Raw genomic sequence first — 18,746 nt, forward strand, 5'->3', positions numbered from 1 at the left:
GAACATCCGTTAAATGAGAAAACTCGTATTTATCTAAGAGTGGAGTCTCTGCTGCGTCAGGCTCACTTGGCCTCTGGGTTTAGCGAAAATCATCAGTATCAACTGTTTTTCCGTGCGTTATTCGATATGGTTGAGATCTTCGAACAAATCCAACTGAAAAGTGAACTGGCTAAAGATCTTGAGAAGCAACGGCTGTCGTACCGCCATTGGCTAAATGTTGATGGCGTCGATCAAGACGCATTAAATACCCTACTACAAGAGATAGATGTCGTTCATAGCCAACTAATGGGTGCAGAACGTTTTGGTCAAGCACTAAAAGAAGATCGCTTCCTAAGCTCTATCCGTCAACGCTTTAATCTACCGGGTGGTTCATGCTGTTTTGATCTGCCAGCATTACACTACTGGCTTCATCTACCTATTGAACGTAAAAAGCGTGATGCACAACAGTGGCAAGCAAGCTTAAAGCCCTTATCTGATGCGCTTTCGTTATGGTTAAAGCTCACTAGAGAAACCGGACATTTCAAAGCTCAAATCGGTCGTGCAGGTTTCTTCCAAAGTGACGCTGATGAAGCCAACATTCTAAGACTTCACATCCCAATGGAATATGGCGTGTATCCCATGATTTCAGGCCATAAAAACCGCTTTGCGATCAAGTTCATGTCGTTTGAAAACGGTCAAGCGTGCACACAAGATATTGAATTTGAACTTGCTGTGTGCAGCTAAGACGACACTACGCCTCGCCTCCATAATCTAAAATTCAACGCTTTATTGCGCTTATATTTGATAAAATTTCGTAGCAGCAATAGCGCGTTGAATAAGCCATCTTTAATTCGTTTAGGTATACTACCCTTTAACACCAATTAGTAATGGGACGCTCAACTATGTCTAAAGTTACCATCGTTCAATGTCCACAATGTGGCGCCGACGTAGAATGGGGAGAACAAAGTCCTCATCGCCCTTTCTGCAGTAAACAATGCCAAATGATTGATTTTGGTGAATGGGCAGATGAAGAAAACACCATCCCAGGCGCACCCGATATGTCCGATAGTGATGGCTGGTCTGAAGACCAGTATTAAATTGAGACCTAGGGTAAAGGAATACCCTAGGTTCCTTCTTGGGGAACCTGAATCACGCTCCTTCGTCGCTGTCCAGAATGACGAATTTTAACCACGGTACTCTGTAATCTTTGACCATCATTTCCTGTCATTCCGAGGAGCCATAGCGACATCAGGAATCTATTCACAACAAGACAGAGGCGTGGAGTGTACGTCAGTGCATGAGCATCGACAGTGCAGGTCGGGCGAAAAGAAACGAGCAAGCTAATTACACAAATAAAAAAACGGAGCCCTAAAAGGACTCCGTTTAAGATGAGAACGCTAGTTATAGCATTACTTCTTAGCAAGTTTCTCTTTGATACGAGCAGACTTACCAGAACGCTCACGTAGGTAGTACAACTTGGCACGACGTACTGCACCACGGCGTTTAACTTCGATGCTATCAACGATTGGAGAGTGTGTTTGGAACGTACGCTCAACACCTTCACCGTTAGAGATCTTACGTACAGTGAAAGCAGAGTGTAGACCACGGTTACGGATTGCGATTACAACGCCTTCGAAAGCCTGTAGACGCTCACGGTCACCTTCTTTTACCTTAACTTGAACTACAACAGTGTCACCTGGTGCAAATTTAGGTAGGTCTGATTTCATTTGCTCTTCTTCAAGAGCTTTGATGATGTTACTCATTTTTTAAATTCCTAGAATAAACTGATACTAAATAAATTAGGTTACTTTGCGTTATGTTCTTTAATGGCTTTATGCTCATTAACAAACTCAGCAAGTAATTGTTCCTGTTCGTCAGTCAGAGCTAGGTTTTCCAGGAGCTCTGGTCTTCTTAGCCAAGTACGGCCCAACGACTGCTTGAGTCGCCATTGACGAATGTCCTTGTGATTGCCTGACATCAGTACAGCTGGTACCTCTTTGTCATCCAATACTTCTGGACGCGTATAGTGAGGACAATCTAACAAGCCATTTGCAAAAGAGTCTTCTTCTGCTGACGCGAAATCCCCTAGTACACCCGGAACAAACCGAGAGACAGAGTCGATTAACGTCATGGCTGGTATCTCACCACCCGTCATCACAAAATCACCAATCGACCATTCTTCGTCGACTTCAGATTGAATGATGCGCTCATCTACCCCTTCATAACGACCACAAATCAGAAGCAAGTTCTCATTCGTTGCCAGTTCTTCCACTCCTTTCTGGTCGAGCTTACGACCTTGAGGAGAAAGGTAGATGACTTTCGTCTTGCCCGGTGAGGCTGCTTTCGCGGTATGAATGGCATCGCGCAAAGGCTGAACCATCATTAACATACCAGGGCCACCACCGTAAGGTCGGTCATCGACTGTGCGATGTTTGTCGTGAGTGAAATCTCTAGGATTCCAAGTCTCAATCGACAAAAGACCTTTTTTAACCGCTTGACCTGTTACTCCAAAATCAGTAACAGAACGGAACATTTCTGGAAAAAGGCTAATAACGCCAACCCACATGTTTATCTCGCTCTGTAATTTTGGAGATTAGAATCCAGGATCCCAGTCAACTTCGATCCGTTGAGCTTCGCGATCAACATTAATGATCACTTGCTCTTCAAGGAACGGGATTAATCGTTCCTTCTGCCCGAAAGCATCTTTAAGATTTGCTTTAACAACCAGAACATCGTTTGAGCCAGTTTCTAGCATGTCAGTAACGACACCTAGATCGTAACCTTTAGTAGTTACAACTTGCATCCCAAACAATTCGCGCCAGTAGAACTCATCTTCTGACAATTCAGGAAGTACCGCAGGGTCAATAGCAATTTCAAAGTTCGTCATTAGATGCGCGTCTTCACGAACATCCATGCCTTCCAGCTTAGCCACCATACCTTTGTTATGGCGCTTCCAGCTTTCTACTTTGTACTCAACCCACTTGCCCTTTTGGTTAATGTACCAAGGGCTGTAATCGAAAATGCTTTCAGCATTGTCTGTGTAGGAAAAAACCTTAAGCCAACCACGAATGCCGTAAGTAGCACCAAACTTGCCTACAACAATCTTTTCGTTGCTCATTGTTTCTTTACCTTTCATCGACATAAACTAGTTTCTACTTTTCAAGTAAAAAATTAAGCCGCTTTTTGAGCGTCTTTAACTAGCTTAGCAACACGGTCAGATACTGACGCGCCTTGACCAACCCAGTGGTTAACGCGGTCTAGGTCTAGACGTAGACCTTCTTCTTGACCTTTAGCAGTTGGGTTGAAGAAACCAACTTTCTCGATGAAACGGCCAGTTGCAGCGTTGCGGCTGTCCGCTACTACGATTTGATAAAATGGACGCTTTTTAGCGCCGTGACGTGCCAAACGAATGGTTACCATGTCGTCCTCTTTGCTTTCTCAAAAATAAAATTAACCCCAAAAACCATTCAAGAAATTAAACAGTTTGGGGTCTCGTGCCAAAATAAAGCTCCGGAATTTTACTCTTCTCCCGGAGCAATGCAAGGAGTTTAGTTACTTTTTCACCAACATAAATTGAATTTAAAGTTTGTGACGTACCTAACACCCTGAATCTATGCGTGATCGATTAATTAACGACCAAATGGGTTGAAGCCACCGCCACCACCCATGCCGCCCATCATGCCTTGCATGTTGCGCATCATGCCTTTCATGCCACCTTTTTGCATCTTTTTCATCATTTTCTGCATTTGGGTGAACTGTTTTAGTAAGCGGTTTACATCTTGAACCTGCACACCAGAACCAGCCGCGATACGCTTCTTGCGCGAGCCCTTGATAATTTCTGGGCGTTGACGTTCTTTCATTGTCATGGAGCTGATGATCGCTTCCATCTGTTTGAACATCTTGTCATCGACTTTATCTTTCACATTGTCTGGTAGCTGGGACATTCCTGGAAGCTTATCCATCATCCCCATCATGCCGCCCATGTTTTGCATCTGGCCTAGCTGTTCACGGAAATCTTCAAGGTCGAAACCTTTCTTCTCTTTGAACTTCTTCGCTAACTTTTCTGCCTTTTCTTGGTCAACGTTGCGTTGTAGGTCTTCAATCAAAGACAGAACGTCACCCATGCCAAGAATACGTGAAGCAACACGATCTGGGTGGAACGGTTCTAGCGCGTCAGTTTTTTCACCGACACCCAAGAATTTGATTGGTTTGCCCGTGACATGGCGTACTGAAAGTGCCGCACCACCACGAGCATCACCATCAACCTTAGTTAGAACTACACCGGTAAGAGGTAGCGCATCGCCAAAGGCTTTTGCTGTATTTGCTGCGTCTTGACCCGTCATGGCGTCAACAACAAATAGCGTTTCTACTGGGTTGATAGCTGCGTGAAGATCTTTGATCTCCCCCATCATCTCTTCATCAATTGCCAAGCGACCTGCGGTATCGACAATAAGTACGTCGTAGAATTTCTTCTTCGCATGGTCAATCGCTGCATTGGCGATATCAATAGGCTTTTGGTCTGGTGATGATGGGAAGAAGTCAACACCGATGTCTGATGCCAGTGTTTCAAGCTGCTTGATTGCCGCAGGACGGTAAACGTCGGCAGACACAACCAAAACTTTCTTCTTGTCACGTTCTTTTAGAAGCTTAGATAACTTACCTACCGATGTAGTTTTACCCGCACCTTGTAGACCAGCCATAAGAAGCACAGCAGGTGGTTGAGCAGCAAGGTTTAGCGCCTCATTCGACTCACCCATTACGGCTTCAAGTTCTGTTTGAACGATCTTGATAAATTCCTGACCTGGAGTCAGAGATTTAGAAACTTCTACGCCCACCGCTTTTTCTTTAACGCGGTTCACAAATTCACGAACGACCGGAAGCGCAACGTCAGCTTCAAGTAGAGCCATTCGGACTTCACGTAGGGTTTCTTTAATGTTGTCTTCGGTCAGACGACCTTTGCCACTGATATTTTTCAGCGTTTTGGATAATCGATCCGTTAAATTCTCAAACATCTTTGTCTCTTCGCTAAAATGGCGATTAATTAGTGTGAGTATACATTAGCCAAGGTCTGAGTCATACCCGTACCGCTGTCCTATTCTTGTCTCTATTTATATATGGTGCGGTAACTTATTAATTTCAATATCTCATCTCTCACGATTGATGTCGGATATAACGTAGCCCCAAAGTGTAATGCAAGGTATAATTTCTCCATCGTGCACAATAATATTTAGGATTCATGGATAGCTTAATAGCCATCGCGGCCGCCATACTTTATGTCTTGGCGATTGCGACCATCATACCCGGACTCTCACAACAGTCAGGAATCAAAGCAAAAACAGTGTTTGCTAGTGCTGCCTGTGCGCTTGTTTTTCATGCGTGGATTTTGAGTGATCTGATCTTTGATGGTTCAGGTCAAAACCTGAGTATTCTCAACGTGGCTTCTTTGATCAGTTTTATTATTTCTCTGGTCATGAGCCTTGCTATGTTGAAAAACCGACTGTGGTTTTTATTGCCTGTCGTTTATAGCTTTGCTGCCATCAATTTATCTGCTGCCACATTTTTGCCAAGCACGTTTATAAAGCACCTAGAGAATGACCCTAAGCTACTCATTCATATTTCATTTGCGCTCTTCTCATACGCGACTTTAACTATCGGGGCACTATATGCGCTTCAGTTGGCTTGGCTGGATCACAAACTGAAAGCAAAAAAATCTTTGGCGATTAACCCAAACCTGCCGCCTCTATTAATGGTGGAGCGTCAACTCTTCAAAATTATTTTGATCGGTAACTTATTGTTAACTGCCACGCTCATTACTGGCTTTGTCTTTGTGCAGGATATGTTTGCCCAAGGTAAGGCACATAAGGGCATTCTTTCTTTCATCGCTTGGGTGGTGTACTCAATACTGCTTTGGGGTCACTATCAAAAAGGCTGGCGTGGTAGAAAAGTCACATGGTTCGCTGTTGCAGGAGCAACACTGTTAACTCTGGCATATTTTGGCAGTCGCTTTGTAAAAGAAATCATCTTGAATTAAGGAGCTCTAGGGCTCCTATCCTTTATATTTTAGGCTAGATAAAATACAGTACGCCTTAACTCTTTGACTTAACGGACTTACTCAACCGTTATATAACCCAATACTTACAAGGAACAGCAACGTTTTGGACGACATCTCTACGGGTATCTTGTTTGCGCTACTCGCGTGTCTTATCGTCATATCAGGTTACTTTTCCGGTTCAGAAACAGGGATGATGTCTCTGAATCGTTATCGCTTAAAACACTTAGCCAAAAACGGGCATAAGGGTGCTAAGCGAGTCGAAAGACTATTAGACCGTCCAGATCGTTTGATTGGTCTTATTCTTATCGGCAACAACCTCGTTAATATTCTCGCGTCCGCGATCGCGACCATTATTGGTATGCGTTTGTATGGTGATTTAGGTGTCGCTATCGCAACCGGTGCACTAACTATGGTTGTATTGGTTTTTGCCGAGGTTACCCCTAAAACAATTGCAGCGCTTTACCCTGAACGTGTGTCCTACGCGAGCAGTATATTATTGACCATACTGATGAAGTTACTGTCGCCTTTAGTGATGCTTGTTAACTTTATTACGAATGGCTTTATCCGCTTACTTGGCGTAAGAGCGGATCACTCAGCAGAAGATCATCTTAGCTCCGATGAGCTGCGTACGGTGGTAAATGAAGCTGGCGGTTTGATCCCTCGCCGACACCAAGACATGCTAGTGTCTATTTTGGATCTTGAGCACGTCACCGTGAACGACATTATGGTCCCACGCAATGAAATTACCGGTATTGATATTAACGACGACTGGAAATCCATTGTTCGCCAGCTAACACACTCACCACATGGACGCATAGTTTTCTATCGTGACCAAATTGATGAAGTGGTTGGCATGCTGCGCTTGCGTGAAGCTTATCGTCTGATGTTGGAAAAGAACGAATTCAACAAAGAAACGCTATTACGTGCTGCTGATGAGGTCTATTACATCCCAGAAGGCACACCACTGAACGTGCAAATGTTGAAATTCCAACGCAACAAGCAACGTATCGGTCTGATCGTGGATGAGTACGGTGATATCATCGGTCTAATCACTCTTGAAGATATTCTGGAAGAGATCATTGGTGAGTTCACGACGTCAATTTCTCCAAGCCTCTCTGATGAAATCAGTCCTCAAGGTGACGGAAGCTTTCTTATTGAAGGCAGCACCAATATTCGAGATATTAACAAAGGCCTGAAATGGGATTTACCAACGGATGGCCCAAGAACGTTAAACGGTCTTATTTTGGAGCACCTGGAAGATATTCCAGAGAGCCATTTAAGCGTGAGAGTAGCGGGTCACCCAATGGAACTTGTTGAGATTGAAGAGAACCGAATCAAGCTCGTTCGTGTTTATCCGAAGAAGAAAAAATCGACATCCAAATAACCAAAAGAAAAGCCTGACTCATGTCAGGCTTTTTTACTTATTGGGGCAATATGCTTCTTAATGAGCACCTAGTCGATGCGCAACTCTTTTAACATCGACTCAGGCAAAGCAAGTTCATCATTTTTGTTCACCGAAACACCAGCATCCAAAATGTTCTTTGCGATCTGTTGTGCTTCTTTTAAAGAGTGCATTGCTGCCGTGCCGCATTGGTATTCGTTAAGTTCAGGGATCTTATTCTGACTTTCTACCTTCAGCACGTCTTCCATTGCTGCAATCCAAGCATCTGCGACTTGCTGCTCTGATGGTGTGCCAATCAGACTCATGTAAAAACCTGTGCGGCAACCCATAGGCGAAATATCGATGATCTCAACAGAATCACCGTTTAGGTGATTACGCATAAAGCCTGCATAAAGGTGCTCTAGGGTGTGAATACCTTTTTCAGAAAGAATGTCTTTGTTTGGCGCAGTAAAGCGTAAGTCGAAAACAGTAATCGTATCCCCTTTTGGGGTCTGCATGGTTTTCGCCACTCGCACTGCCGGTGCATTCATACGAGTGTGGTCCACGGTAAAACTATCGAGTAAAGGCATTACATCTCTCCTGATTGTAACTCCAGTACCTTTCGGTAATGGATAAATGTCATTCATCCCTACAGCACATGAACAGACTGTGGGCTAAAAGAACCAGCTGCTGTTGTCTTCTAATTCCTGACGACATTGCTTCAGCTGCCAGCCATAAGTTTTCGCTGTTTGTTCAACACGTCGAGCGACTTTGATTAAACTAGGTTTTCGATTATAAGTGCCTCGCTTATATCCACCTCGCCCTTCATGATAAGCCAGATACTGGTTATAGGGATCCCATAATGAAATCCCTAGCTGACGCCGTGTTTCATGAGTGTACCAACCGACAAACATCATAGAATCATCGAAGTTGGTACGAGAGCCCCCCTGACCTGTCGCATCTTGGAAGTCTTCCCAAGCAGGGTCTTGAGCTTGAGCATAACCATACGCACTGCTGACTCGTCCCCAAGGAATAAACCCTAGCAAATAATCTTTAGGTGGTTTTGCATCGTGCCGAAAGCTGCTTTCTTGTTTAATGATGGCCATAGCGACATGAATAGGGGTACCCCATTCATCTTCCATATCTTTGGCATCATCGTACCAACCGGATTTCTCTCGGAATATCTCGCATAAGTTATTCTGCTGCTTTGGCGGTGCCGTAGCACAACCTGCAAGTAACACGCTTCCAAGTACCGCTACTACTAACGACTTAATGTTCAACCCCACCAATCCTTAGTTAGTCATTACTGCTTCAGGTAAGCAAAGTAATCTTCCAAAAAATCATCAAAAGAAAGCATGTCACTCTGCTCTGCTTGCTTTTGTTTTTCCACGGACGACGCAACTTCCGTTTCCATCGTATCTTGTGAATAGTACTGATAACCGTGAGCTAGGTTTTCATCACGGTACTTCATACCAAGAGTACAACCGACTTTACCTAGCCCACCCAGCTCTTTCGTTAGCTCTAATAGTTGACCAGAGATCGTTAGTTCTGGGTTATCAATCCATGTCTCGAGTTGATTACACACATCTTGGTATGCACTGCCACCAGCGGTCATATCCATTTGCTGTGCTATTTGACGTAACTCGACGAAAACTCGGTGTGCCCAATCTTGTAGAGATAGACGCTCACCTTGGCAACCAATTTGCAGCATTAGACCTTTTTCACGGCCTGAAACAATGACTTTATTCCAGTTATCGCGCCAACACTCTAATTCACAGTTATCCATAGGGCCTGAGTCTGACAAGGCCGCCCAGGTAAGGAAGAGATCCAAGAATCGTACTTGCTCTTCATTTAAGCCCACTGCGCTGAATGGGTTAACATCTAGAGAACGAACTTCAATGTATTCGACACCACCGCGTCGTAACGCATCTGAAGGCTTCTCACCACTTTTCGATACACGTTTTGGACGAATCGGAGCGTACAGTTCATTCTCAATTTGTAAGATATTGGAATTAAGCTGGCGGTATTCACCATCTACTTTTACCCCAATTTTCGCAAACTCTTCTGATGGGTGGCGAATCGCATCACTCAAACCATCGAGGTATTGGTCAATGCTGTTAAAACCAATTTTCAGCACACTTTGAGCACTATTGGTATAGCCAAGATCGCTCAAACGCAAAGACGTCGACTTCGGCAAATATAATGTCCCGCCAATCTTCTCGAATGGCAGATCGGTTTCACGACCTTGGATAAAAGAGCCACATAACGCTGGTGATGCACCAAAGAAGTAGGGAATCATCCAGCCAAAGCGGTAGTAATTGCGGATCAACGCAAAGTACGCATCAGACTTAGCATCTTGGCGGGCTTGTTCATCTTGCTCGCCATAGAGCGCATCCCAAAATGTTTCAGGAAACGAGAAGTTAAAATGGACACCTGAAATAATTTGCATCAGGCTGCCATAGCGACGCTTTAGGCCTTCTCGGTACAGCGTTTTCATTTTCGCTGCATTCGAAGAGCCATACTGGGCTAACTGAATATCATCCTCTGAGCCTACGTAGCAAGGCATTGATAGTGGCCACATTCTCTCTTCACCCATTTTGGTTTGAGTGAAATGATGGATATCTTTCAGCTGTGCCATCAGTTCTGGAATTTCATGTGACACAGGCGTAATGAACTCTAACAATGATTCCGAAAAATCCGTTGTGATCCATTGATTTGTGAACGCAGAGCCTAACCCTTCAGGATGAGGAGTTGTAGCTAGATGTCCATCCTGACGATAGCGCAAAGTTTCTCGCTCAACACCGCGTCCAAACTGCTTAAATACTTCGGGGTTTGATGCAACTTTTTTTAGTCGCGCAGCAAAATCAGTCAAAATGAGGTTCGCTTATATTGGGAGCAGGACACTTGTTACATAACACAAGTGTAAGCTAAGTTATTGATAGTTAATGCATCTAGATAAATAACCCACGAAAAGTTGCTTATCTAGATGAATAGCGGAGAAACGTTTCTCCGCTATTAAATGTGTACTCTATCGAATGATTTCAAGCTCTTCTACGTCTTTCCCCAACTTTTCTAATTGAGGACGCAACGATTTAGCATCACCAACGACGATAATTTGATAGTCATTTGGATCAAACCATTTCTGAGCCAGCGCATTCAACGTCTGCTTATCGACTTTTTCTACGATAGCGTTTCTTTGCTGCAAGTAATCATGATCGAGGTTGTACTTAAGAATATCACTGATGAGCTCCGCTTTTTGTGTTGGCGTTTCATATTTCAGTGCATCTTTTTGACCGACCGCTTGACGCATAAATTTCATCTCTTCATCAGTAATACCTGACTGCGAGTATTCATTTAGCTCATTTTCCATCTCAATGATCGAAGCTACCGTTGCATCCGCTCGTACTTGCGCGGTGAAAACCACCGAGCCTGTTTCTGGATTACCAGAGAAGTAGCCGTAAGCACCGTATGTGTAACCCTTGTCTTCACGTAGATTTTGGTTAATGCGGCTATTGAAGTTCCCAGCTAAGTTGAAGTTTGCCAGTTGGCTTAGGTAAAAATCGCCCGTTGCGTCGTAAGGCATACCTTGACGAACCATCATGACCACACTTTGCGGCGCTCCTGGTTTATCAACAAGATGGATCTTTTGCTCACCTAATGCAGCAATGCTTTGCGGTGCATACAATGGCGCAGCTTCATCCTGCCAGTTTTTCCAGAACTTCAGTTGCTGTTCAATTTCCTGTTTATTGATGTCACCAACAACGACGATTTGCGCACTTTGTGGCGTGTAATGCTTCGAGTAGAATTCACGGACATCATCCAACGTTAATGCACTGACACCTGCTTGCGTGCCGTCTTTTGGTCGAGCAAAAACCGAATCCCCATAGAGCACCTGGCGACTCGCTTGTGACGCCATCCAACTTGGATTTTGGTGCTCATATACCAGGCCTTCTAGCGCTTGCATTTTTACACGCTCGAAATCATCTTGATTAAATGCAGGAGACAGCAACATCTCTTCGACAATTTTTAACGTCGGCTCTAAGTTCTTTTCTAGAGCAGAAACACTGATGTTTGTTGTATAACCTGTGGCATTAACAGAGATAACACTACCCAGTTTATCAAGCTCAGCTTGAATCTCTTCGACGCTGCGTTTCGTTGTACCTTCTTGCAACATCGCAGCGGTCAATTGGGCAAGACCTTCTTTACCCTTTTCAACAAAACGTGTCCCTGCAGGCAGACTAAATTGCATCATCACCGTCGGCGTTTCATCGCTAACTGCACCAAGCAGCTCTGAGCCATTCTTGAAATGTAACTCGTACAGCTCTGGCATCGTCGCTTTCACTGGTTCTCCTACTGGCGGTTGCACTGAGCGATCGAAGTTATCGGTCGCACGACGATACGCCAATTGGTCATCGGAAATCTTCTCATATTCTGGCAGCGTGCGCTTTGGCGTCACAAAGGTCGCAGGTTTTACGACAAGGTCTGTTTTTCCTTTTGGGACCACGCTTAGGGTCACTTTGTTCTTACCTTGGATAAAGTCCGTATACGCTTTTTCTACCGAAGTCGGCGTAACTGCACGGATTTGCTCAAGCTGTTGCTCAAGACGATCAGGATCGCCGAAAAATGTCTCGTTGGAAGCCAACTGAGTCACTTTACCTTTAACGCTTTCTAGCGCAAAAATAGCATCCGCTTCCGCTTTACCCTTCAACTGCTCAAGGCGATCTTTTGTCACGCCTTTTTCCGCAAACTGATTAAGTGATTGTAAAAGCTCGTCGTACAGTTTTGATAGGTCGCCTTTGTCTCCAGAATCACCCATTGCGTAAACGTAAAAGTTACACGCCAGTTCAGCACAGTCATGGAATGAACCAGCATCGACCGCTTTTTGAGTCTTCACTAGGTCTTGGTAGAGCACGCTGTTGGTACCGCCACCCAATACTTCTGATAACGTGTCGAGAGACGCTTGGCTTTCTTCGCCGTTGTAGGTTGTTGGCCACGCGATCATCACCATAGGTTGTTGAATACGATCTTCTAGCGTGATGTATTTGTCTTCTTGCAGTTTTGCAGGTTGTTTCGGCGCATTTTCAACCTCAGGACCACGAGGAATCGAACCGAAGTACTTATTTACCCACTCTAGAGTTTGTTCAACGTCTAAGTCACCACCGATCGTGATAGTCGCATTGTTTGGGCCATACCAACGCAAGAAAAACGCTTTGAGGTCGTTCACATCAACACGATCAAGATCTTCAACATAACCAATGGTTTGCCACGAATACGGATGACCTTCAGGATATAGCGCTTCGGACATGCGCTCCCAAATTAAGCCATAAGGACGATTATCGTAACGCTGAGCTCGCTCATTTTTTACAGTCGAACGCTGAATTTCAAATTTGCGTTGAGAAACCGCATCCAACAAAAAGCCCATACGGTCAGACTCTAACCACAGCATTTTCTCGAGCTGGTTAGCAGGGACAGTTTCAAAGTAGTTAGTACGATCGCGGTTTGTAGTACCATTTAATGTGCCGCCAGCCTCCGTGATGATTTTGAAGTGCTCTTGGTCACCAACGTTCTCTGAACCTTGGAACATCATGTGCTCAAAGAAATGCGCAAAACCAGACTTACCCACTTCTTCACGAGCTGAACCAACATGGTAAGTCACATCCACATGGACCAATGGGTCAGAATCTTCAGGAGCTAAGATCACCGTTAAACCATTATCGAGTTTATACTTTTGGTATGGAATCTTAACTTTGCCTTCTTCAGCTTTCGATGACTCAACGAAAGTTACCCCTTTCGGCAGTGATGAAACTGGCGTATTTGATGCACAGCCCGTGATCACCAACAGTGAACACGCGCCAACCCAAAACATCTTCATGTACTTTCCTTAAAATAATCCGAGATAGATGGCCGCAAGTAAGCTATACCTAGCAGCCTTTCCTAAAAATATTAAAATCACGCAAGGCAGAAACTTCATTCTTAGCCACCCTGCGGCTAAACACAGCGGGTCTCCTATTACAGGTAACCAGCTAAAAAATAACCCCCAATAGCCATACTTAGAGAGCCACTTTAATGCGGTATGACCGTGCTTTTCCTCTTGTGCTTTGTTGGGAATCCACAAGCCAAGCCAATAATTTGTTAAGCCACCAAGCGTATTACCGATAGTAGCGACCATAACAATTGAAGAAACGGAGTATTGATTTAATGAGAGAGTGGCAACTAAGCCCGCCTCAGAACCACCAGGCAACAACGTGGCACTGAGAAAACCGGTCATGAAAAGCACCCATAATGCTGAATCTGAAAACCAAAGCGCTAAACTTTCAAAACTCGTGTTAAATGCTTCTAGCATGTCATATCAAGCAACACCTTGCCTCTGGTTCTTCCTGATTCGACCTGCTGGTGAGCACCAATGACATCACTCATAGGATAAACCTGTTGAATTTCAGTCTTCAGTAAGCCAACGCCGACCATGTACAACAAGGTATCTAACTGCGCAGGGTCTGGTTCAACCAACATGCCACTAGCCTCAAAGCCTAGGAGTTTGGCTTTTTCACAAATCAGCTCAGCTGTGATGGTTGGAACGGTGATGACTCTCGCATTGTCTTTCAGGCATTTAAGCGCATCTAACGCAGCATCTCCGCCTACTAAATCAATCAAAACATCAACATCTTCAACACGTTCTGACACTGGTGCAAATTGATAGTTCACTGCATGAGCACCGAGCGTCGCAAGGTAATCTAAATTTCGTTCACTGCAGGTTGTAAAGACTTCCGCTTTCGTCGCGATCGCAATTTGTACCGCGAGGTGTCCAACACCACCGGCTCCAGCGAGGATAAGTACGCGATCGTTTTCCGTCACATTAGCCTTACTGAGAGCTTGTGCCGCAGTTTGTCCCGCCAACGGTAATGCAGCAGCTGCCTCCAAAGTTACGGAGCTAGGAACATGACTTAACTCAGTTTCTGGAACACATATGTATTGGCTGTAACCACCGCCTCGAACTGGGAAACCAATAAATCCAGCCACCTCATCACCTTCATTAAAACGTGATGCCCCCTCTCCACAAGACATCACTTTTCCTGAGATGTCGTAACCTGGCACCCAAGGTAAATTATCCTTATTCTGCGCTGCCGCCCAACCGAGCCCAGCTCGAGTTTTGACATCAATAGGATTTACGCCTGAAAAAGCGACTTTTACTAAGACTTCACCAGGCTGTGGTGATGGTGTAGAAGCATGTTGAATCGCGAGTACGTTGGCATCACCAAACTCAGTGATAACGATCTGTTTGTGTTCCATAAACCATTCCCTGCAAGAAAACAAAAAGGGATGCGAAAGCATCCCTTTGACTATAAACCATTTTGTTAACCTAAGTTAATCGTGATTTTGTAAATTGGTTGATCATTCCATTTTCAATAATGTCTAACCAACAAGTGCTAACAATATACCAGCCGCAACGGCTGAACCCAGCACACCAGCAACGTTTGGTCCCATCGCATGCATTAACAAAAAGTTTTGCGGGTTAGCTTGTAAACCAACTTTGTTTACGACTCGCGCGGCCATTGGTACCGCAGAAACGCCAGCCGCACCAATAAGTGGGTTGATGTCTTCTTTCGAGAACTTGTTAAGCAGTTTCGCCATCAGGACGCCCGCACCAGTACCGATACTAAATGCAACTGCGCCTAACCCCAAGATACCTAACGTTTCTAGGTTCAAGAACTGCTCAGCTTGCAGCTTAGAACCAACACCAAGACCTAAAAAGATAGTCACTATGTTGATCAATTCATTTTGAGCAGTTTTCGATAAACGATCGACCACACCAGCTTCACGCATCAAGTTACCCAAACAGAACATACCAACCAATGGCGTAGCTGAAGGTAAGAACAGAATCGTCATCAGTAATACAGCAAGCGGGAAGATGACTTTCTCCCATTTACCAACATGACGAAGCTGAGCCATCTTAATTTGACGTTCTTCCTTGGTTGTCAGTGCTTTCATGATTGGTGGCTGGATGATCGGCACCAATGCCATATAGCTGTATGCCGCGACTGCAATCGCACCTAGCAGATCTGGAGAGAGCTTACTCGCTAAGAAAATCGCTGTTGGCCCATCAGCACCACCGATGATCGCGATAGACGATGCATCCGCCATGGAAAACTCCATGCCAGGTACATAGTTGAGTAAAATAGCGCCAAACAGTGTTGCAAAAATACCAAACTGCGCAGCCGCACCTAACCACAACGTTTTTGGGTTTGCGATCAAAGCACCAAAGTCGGTCATCGCGCCCACACCCATGAAGATCAATAGCGGGAACACACCCGATTCAATCCCAATGTAGTAAACGTAGTAGAGCAAGCCACCAGGCTCAGTAAAGCCAGCATTTGGAATATTCGCCAAAATAGCACCGAAACCAATCGGCAATAACAGTAAAGGTTCAAATCCTTTTTTAATTGCCAAAAACAGCAAGGTACAACCAACCAGCATCATACAGATTTGGCCGAACTCGAAGTTAGCGATCCCTGTTTCTGCCCAAAGGGTTAACAATCCGTCCATGATACTCCCTTACGCCAGGCTCAACAGAGGCGCACCTACTGTGACAGCATCGCCTTCTTTAACGTTCAGCTCTTGAACCACACCACCACGCGCCGCTCGTACTTCAGTTTCCATTTTCATCGCTTCAAGGATGAGCAATACATCGCCTTCAGCTACCTCAGCACCAGGTTGAACATTCACTTTGAAGATGTTACCTGCAAGAGGAGCAGGTACCGCTTCTGCTGAAGCATTAGAAGGTGCGCTAGGTGTAGCCGATTTTGCCGGTGCATTAGAAGGAGCAACAGATGTCAGTTCACCTTGAGGGCCAACTTCCACCTCATACACCTGCCCGTCAACACGTACACTATAAGTTTCTACACCACCAGTTGCTGGTTGAGCTACAGGTACAGCAGGCTTCGCAGCTTCTAGCGTTGGTGCAGGCTCAAATGCTTCTGGGTTTTCACGATTCTTAAGGAACTTAAGCCCAACTTGAGGGAAAAGTGCATAAGTGAGTACGTCATCAACACGCTCACTTGCTAGCTTAATGCCTTCTGATTTCGCTTTCTCCATCAGATCAACCGTAAGCGTCTCCATTTCAGGCTCAAGTAAATCGGCAGGACGACAGGTAATTGGCTCTTTACCATCAAGCACTTTCGCTTGCAGTTCTGCATTTAACTCGGCTGGCGCTTTACCGTACTCACCTTTCAATAGGCCAGCGGTTTCCTTGGTAATACTCTTATAGCGCTCGCCAGTAAGAACGTTAATCACCGCTTGCGTACCGACGATCTGTGAAGTTGGAGTTACCAATGGAATGAAACCAAGATCTTCACGTACACGAGGGATCTCTTCTAATACTTCATCAATGCGATCCGCAGCGCCCTGCTCTTTCAACTGGCCTTCCATATTGGTCAGCATACCACCAGGCACTTGAGCAATCAGGATGCGTGAATCGACTCCTTTTAACTGGCCTTCCCACTTCGCATACTTCTTACGTACCTCACGGAAATATGCGGCGATAGGTTCCAGTTGCTCGAGTTTCAAATTGGTATCTCGCTCGGTGCCTTCTAGCATAGCGACTACCGTTTCAGTCGGTGTATGACCGTAAGTACAACTCATTGAAGAAATCGCAGTATCGAGAATATCAATACCGGCTTCTACTGCTTTTACCGCTGTTGCTGTAGACAGCCCCGTTGTTGCATGACAATGAAGTGCCAATGGCACATCACAAGACGCTTTGATACGCGTGATAAGCTCTTCCGCTTCATAAGGCTTAAGTAAGCCAGACATATCTTTAATACACAGCGAGTGACAACCTAAATCCTCTAGGCGTTTTGCCAAGTCAACCCAAGTGTCTGCGTTATGCACTGGGCTCGTTGTGTAAGACAACGTACCTTGAGCATGCGCACCAACATCAACCGTTGCTTTAACGGCTTTCTGGAAGTTTCGCACGTCATTCATTGCATCAAAAATACGGAATACATCCATGCCGTTAGCATGCGCGCGTTCAACAAACTTCTCTACTACGTCGTCGGCATAATGGCGGTATCCTAAAAGGTTTTGACCACGCAGTAGCATTTGCATTGGTGTATTAGGCATCGCTTTTTTTAGTTCACGTAAACGCTCCCAAGGGTCTTCCCCTAAGAATCGAATACAAGAATCAAATGTTGCACCACCCCAAGTCTCTAGAGACCAGTAACCAACCTTATCCAACTCAGCTGCAATAGGCAGCATATCCTCAATACGCATACGCGTAGCAAATAGTGATTGATGGGCATCACGAAGGACCACATCAGTAATAGCTAGTGGTTTAGACATGCTCTTAAACTCCTTTTTAATCCTAGTTCGGCTACTTCGCGAATGAGGCGCGATGTTTATGAATCGCAGCCGAGATCGCCGCCACTACTTGTGGACTAACAGCTGAAGAGGTTGATTGAATATTAGTGTTTGTTTTTGGTGCTGCGATCGGCTCTGGTACTTCTTCTGGTACCAATTTCGACATTAACCGAACGAGATAAACAAGAATAGTGAGGAAAATAAATACGACCGCCATCCCCGTTAGCATAAGGGTGGCCGCATCTACTAGCAGGCTTCCTATATTAGTCATGTTGCTTCCTTTCTTTGTCATCCTGACAACGTGCAGGACTTTAATAGTGTCAAATCCCGACCCATGGATTATCTCGATTGGTTAAATTTTGTCAATTTTGTTTAAGGAAGGTTTGTAGTAATCCTGATAAATGATTATTTATTCACTACCCAGATCACAGTTCATGACAAAATAATCACTTCAAATCGCTACCACCTTATGAACAGAGTAAAGGAGGACATAAATAAAAACTGCGATTTAGATTTCAAAATCAAATCGGTACTCACGCAGTAAAAACCAACAAAAACAAAAAGATGAATAAAATTAACAATTAATAAACAAATAACAAACAAAGTAACTACATAAGAGTAATTGAAATGAAAAATGGAAGTCAGTGTATAGGAGGGATAATCAGGATGATTTCACACGATGCGACAGAAGCTTGATAGCAAATTGCTTAGATACGCACATATTCGCTTTTAAAAAAGAGGAACATAGGCTCTAGTGATCCTACGCTATATTCCAGATGTCTAGATACAAAAAAGCCTCGCAATTGCGAGGCTTTTTCAATGAGTGGCGCGTCCTGGAGGATTCGAACCTCCGACCGCCTGGTTCGTAGCCAGGTACTCTATCCAGCTGAGCTAAGGACGCGCAAGTTTTCGATATCGACTTTCGTCAACATCAGGGCATTACCCTTTAATAAGTGGCGCGTCCTGGAGGATTCGAACCTC

At 44.7% G+C, this 18,746-nt stretch carries 18 protein-coding genes and 1 tRNA gene; 4 read left to right on the forward strand and 15 right to left on the reverse strand.

The features are described 5' to 3' along the window. Window positions 1–723: cell division protein ZapD (zapD, locus tag R8N28_RS15255; RefSeq protein WP_318073634.1), on the forward strand; the 723-nt coding region annotated here is incomplete at its 5' end. A 158-nt stretch (window positions 724–881) separates the two neighbouring features. Further along, window positions 882–1,076: a DNA gyrase inhibitor YacG gene (gene yacG / locus R8N28_RS15260; RefSeq protein WP_017635922.1), complete on the forward strand. Its 195-nt coding sequence runs from the start codon at window positions 882–884 to the stop codon at window positions 1,074–1,076. Window positions 1,077–1,388: 312 nt separating this feature from the next. On the opposite strand, the gene rplS is transcribed toward yacG, so the two are convergent. The 5 genes from rplS to ffh all read right to left on the reverse strand — a co-directional run bounded on the left by rplS (window position 1,389) and on the right by ffh (window position 4,991). Beyond that, on the reverse strand, window positions 1,389–1,742 hold the full coding sequence (gene rplS / locus R8N28_RS15265; RefSeq protein WP_005379971.1) for a 50S ribosomal protein L19: 354 nt from the start codon (window positions 1,740–1,742) through the stop codon (window positions 1,389–1,391). A gap of 41 nt (window positions 1,743–1,783) precedes the next feature. Then, the gene (trmD, locus tag R8N28_RS15270; RefSeq protein ID WP_005385420.1) at window positions 1,784–2,545 is read right to left on the reverse strand and encodes a tRNA (guanosine(37)-N1)-methyltransferase TrmD; all 762 of its coding nucleotides are present in this window, start codon (window positions 2,543–2,545) and stop codon (window positions 1,784–1,786) included. Between the two features lie 27 nt (window positions 2,546–2,572). Then, the gene (gene rimM / locus R8N28_RS15275; RefSeq protein ID WP_005379964.1) at window positions 2,573–3,121 is read right to left on the reverse strand and encodes a ribosome maturation factor RimM; all 549 of its coding nucleotides are present in this window, start codon (window positions 3,119–3,121) and stop codon (window positions 2,573–2,575) included. A 29-nt stretch (window positions 3,122–3,150) separates the two neighbouring features. After that, complete coding sequence (rpsP, locus tag R8N28_RS15280; RefSeq protein ID WP_005379962.1) at window positions 3,151–3,399, reverse strand: 30S ribosomal protein S16; 249 nt, start codon at window positions 3,397–3,399, stop codon at window positions 3,151–3,153. A gap of 209 nt (window positions 3,400–3,608) precedes the next feature. Beyond that, window positions 3,609–4,991, reverse strand: coding sequence for a signal recognition particle protein (gene ffh / locus R8N28_RS15285; protein ID WP_005385423.1), 1,383 nt, complete (start codon window positions 4,989–4,991; stop codon window positions 3,609–3,611). Between the two features lie 224 nt (window positions 4,992–5,215). Between ffh and R8N28_RS15290 the strand changes: the two genes are divergently transcribed. Beyond that, a complete protein-coding gene (locus tag R8N28_RS15290) occupies window positions 5,216–6,010 on the forward strand; it encodes an inner membrane protein YpjD (protein ID WP_005379950.1) in 795 nt (264 codons plus the stop codon). Between the two features lie 124 nt (window positions 6,011–6,134). Further along, the gene (locus R8N28_RS15295) at window positions 6,135–7,415 is read left to right on the forward strand and encodes an HlyC/CorC family transporter (protein WP_005379948.1); all 1,281 of its coding nucleotides are present in this window, start codon (window positions 6,135–6,137) and stop codon (window positions 7,413–7,415) included. 68 nt (window positions 7,416–7,483) lie between these two features. Here the strand turns inward: R8N28_RS15295 and luxS are convergent, their stop codons facing one another. From luxS to R8N28_RS15345, 10 genes are all read right to left on the reverse strand, one after another. Beyond that, the gene (gene luxS / locus R8N28_RS15300; RefSeq protein WP_017820391.1) at window positions 7,484–8,002 is read right to left on the reverse strand and encodes an S-ribosylhomocysteine lyase; all 519 of its coding nucleotides are present in this window, start codon (window positions 8,000–8,002) and stop codon (window positions 7,484–7,486) included. Between the two features lie 84 nt (window positions 8,003–8,086). Further along, complete coding sequence (locus R8N28_RS15305) at window positions 8,087–8,692, reverse strand: hypothetical protein (RefSeq protein ID WP_171343190.1); 606 nt, start codon at window positions 8,690–8,692, stop codon at window positions 8,087–8,089. Between the two features lie 23 nt (window positions 8,693–8,715). Further along, entirely contained in the window at window positions 8,716–10,284 is a 1,569-nt protein-coding gene (gene gshA / locus R8N28_RS15310) for a glutamate--cysteine ligase (RefSeq protein ID WP_065274842.1), read from the reverse strand. A 156-nt stretch (window positions 10,285–10,440) separates the two neighbouring features. After that, on the reverse strand, window positions 10,441–13,284 hold the full coding sequence (locus R8N28_RS15315) for a M16 family metallopeptidase (protein ID WP_065274843.1): 2,844 nt from the start codon (window positions 13,282–13,284) through the stop codon (window positions 10,441–10,443). A gap of 9 nt (window positions 13,285–13,293) precedes the next feature. Further along, window positions 13,294–13,755, reverse strand: coding sequence for a YqaA family protein (locus R8N28_RS15320; RefSeq protein WP_005379938.1), 462 nt, complete (start codon window positions 13,753–13,755; stop codon window positions 13,294–13,296). After that, entirely contained in the window at window positions 13,749–14,699 is a 951-nt protein-coding gene (locus R8N28_RS15325) for an NADP-dependent oxidoreductase (protein WP_005385434.1), read from the reverse strand. Before R8N28_RS15325 ends, R8N28_RS15320 begins: the two co-directional genes overlap by 7 nt. A 123-nt stretch (window positions 14,700–14,822) precedes the next feature. Then, entirely contained in the window at window positions 14,823–15,953 is a 1,131-nt protein-coding gene (locus tag R8N28_RS15330; protein WP_005379935.1) for a sodium ion-translocating decarboxylase subunit beta, read from the reverse strand. A 9-nt stretch (window positions 15,954–15,962) separates the two neighbouring features. Next, entirely contained in the window at window positions 15,963–17,747 is a 1,785-nt protein-coding gene (oadA, locus tag R8N28_RS15335; RefSeq protein ID WP_065274844.1) for a sodium-extruding oxaloacetate decarboxylase subunit alpha, read from the reverse strand. 31 nt (window positions 17,748–17,778) lie between these two features. Then, on the reverse strand, window positions 17,779–18,036 hold the full coding sequence (locus R8N28_RS15340) for an oxaloacetate decarboxylase subunit gamma (protein ID WP_005379932.1): 258 nt from the start codon (window positions 18,034–18,036) through the stop codon (window positions 17,779–17,781). 553 nt (window positions 18,037–18,589) lie between these two features. Beyond that, a tRNA-Arg gene (locus R8N28_RS15345) sits at window positions 18,590–18,666 on the reverse strand. Between the last annotated feature and the right edge of the window lie 80 nt (window positions 18,667–18,746).

The sequence above is a fragment of the Vibrio sp. Vb1554 genome, from assembly GCF_033344235.1.

Coding starts and splice junctions, on each gene's coding strand:
- trmD (WP_005385420.1), bottom strand. CDS start 2,545: ATGTGGGTTGGCGTTATTAGCCTTTTTCCAGAAATGTTCCGTTCTGTT.
- R8N28_RS15340 (WP_005379932.1), bottom strand. CDS start 18,036: ATGACTAATATAGGAAGCCTGCTAGTAGATGCGGCCACCCTTATGCTA.
- R8N28_RS15315 (WP_065274843.1), bottom strand. CDS start 13,284: ATGAAGATGTTTTGGGTTGGCGCGTGTTCACTGTTGGTGATCACGGGC.
- rimM (WP_005379964.1), bottom strand. CDS start 3,121: ATGTCGATGAAAGGTAAAGAAACAATGAGCAACGAAAAGATTGTTGTA.
- R8N28_RS15290 (WP_005379950.1), top strand. CDS start 5,216: ATGGATAGCTTAATAGCCATCGCGGCCGCCATACTTTATGTCTTGGCG.
- rplS (WP_005379971.1), bottom strand. CDS start 1,742: ATGAGTAACATCATCAAAGCTCTTGAAGAAGAGCAAATGAAATCAGAC.
- yacG (WP_017635922.1), top strand. CDS start 882: ATGTCTAAAGTTACCATCGTTCAATGTCCACAATGTGGCGCCGACGTA.
- R8N28_RS15320 (WP_005379938.1), bottom strand. CDS start 13,755: ATGCTAGAAGCATTTAACACGAGTTTTGAAAGTTTAGCGCTTTGGTTT.
- R8N28_RS15325 (WP_005385434.1), bottom strand. CDS start 14,699: ATGGAACACAAACAGATCGTTATCACTGAGTTTGGTGATGCCAACGTA.
- oadA (WP_065274844.1), bottom strand. CDS start 17,747: ATGTCTAAACCACTAGCTATTACTGATGTGGTCCTTCGTGATGCCCAT.
- ffh (WP_005385423.1), bottom strand. CDS start 4,991: ATGTTTGAGAATTTAACGGATCGATTATCCAAAACGCTGAAAAATATC.
- luxS (WP_017820391.1), bottom strand. CDS start 8,002: ATGCCTTTACTCGATAGTTTTACCGTGGACCACACTCGTATGAATGCA.
- R8N28_RS15330 (WP_005379935.1), bottom strand. CDS start 15,953: ATGGACGGATTGTTAACCCTTTGGGCAGAAACAGGGATCGCTAACTTC.
- rpsP (WP_005379962.1), bottom strand. CDS start 3,399: ATGGTAACCATTCGTTTGGCACGTCACGGCGCTAAAAAGCGTCCATTT.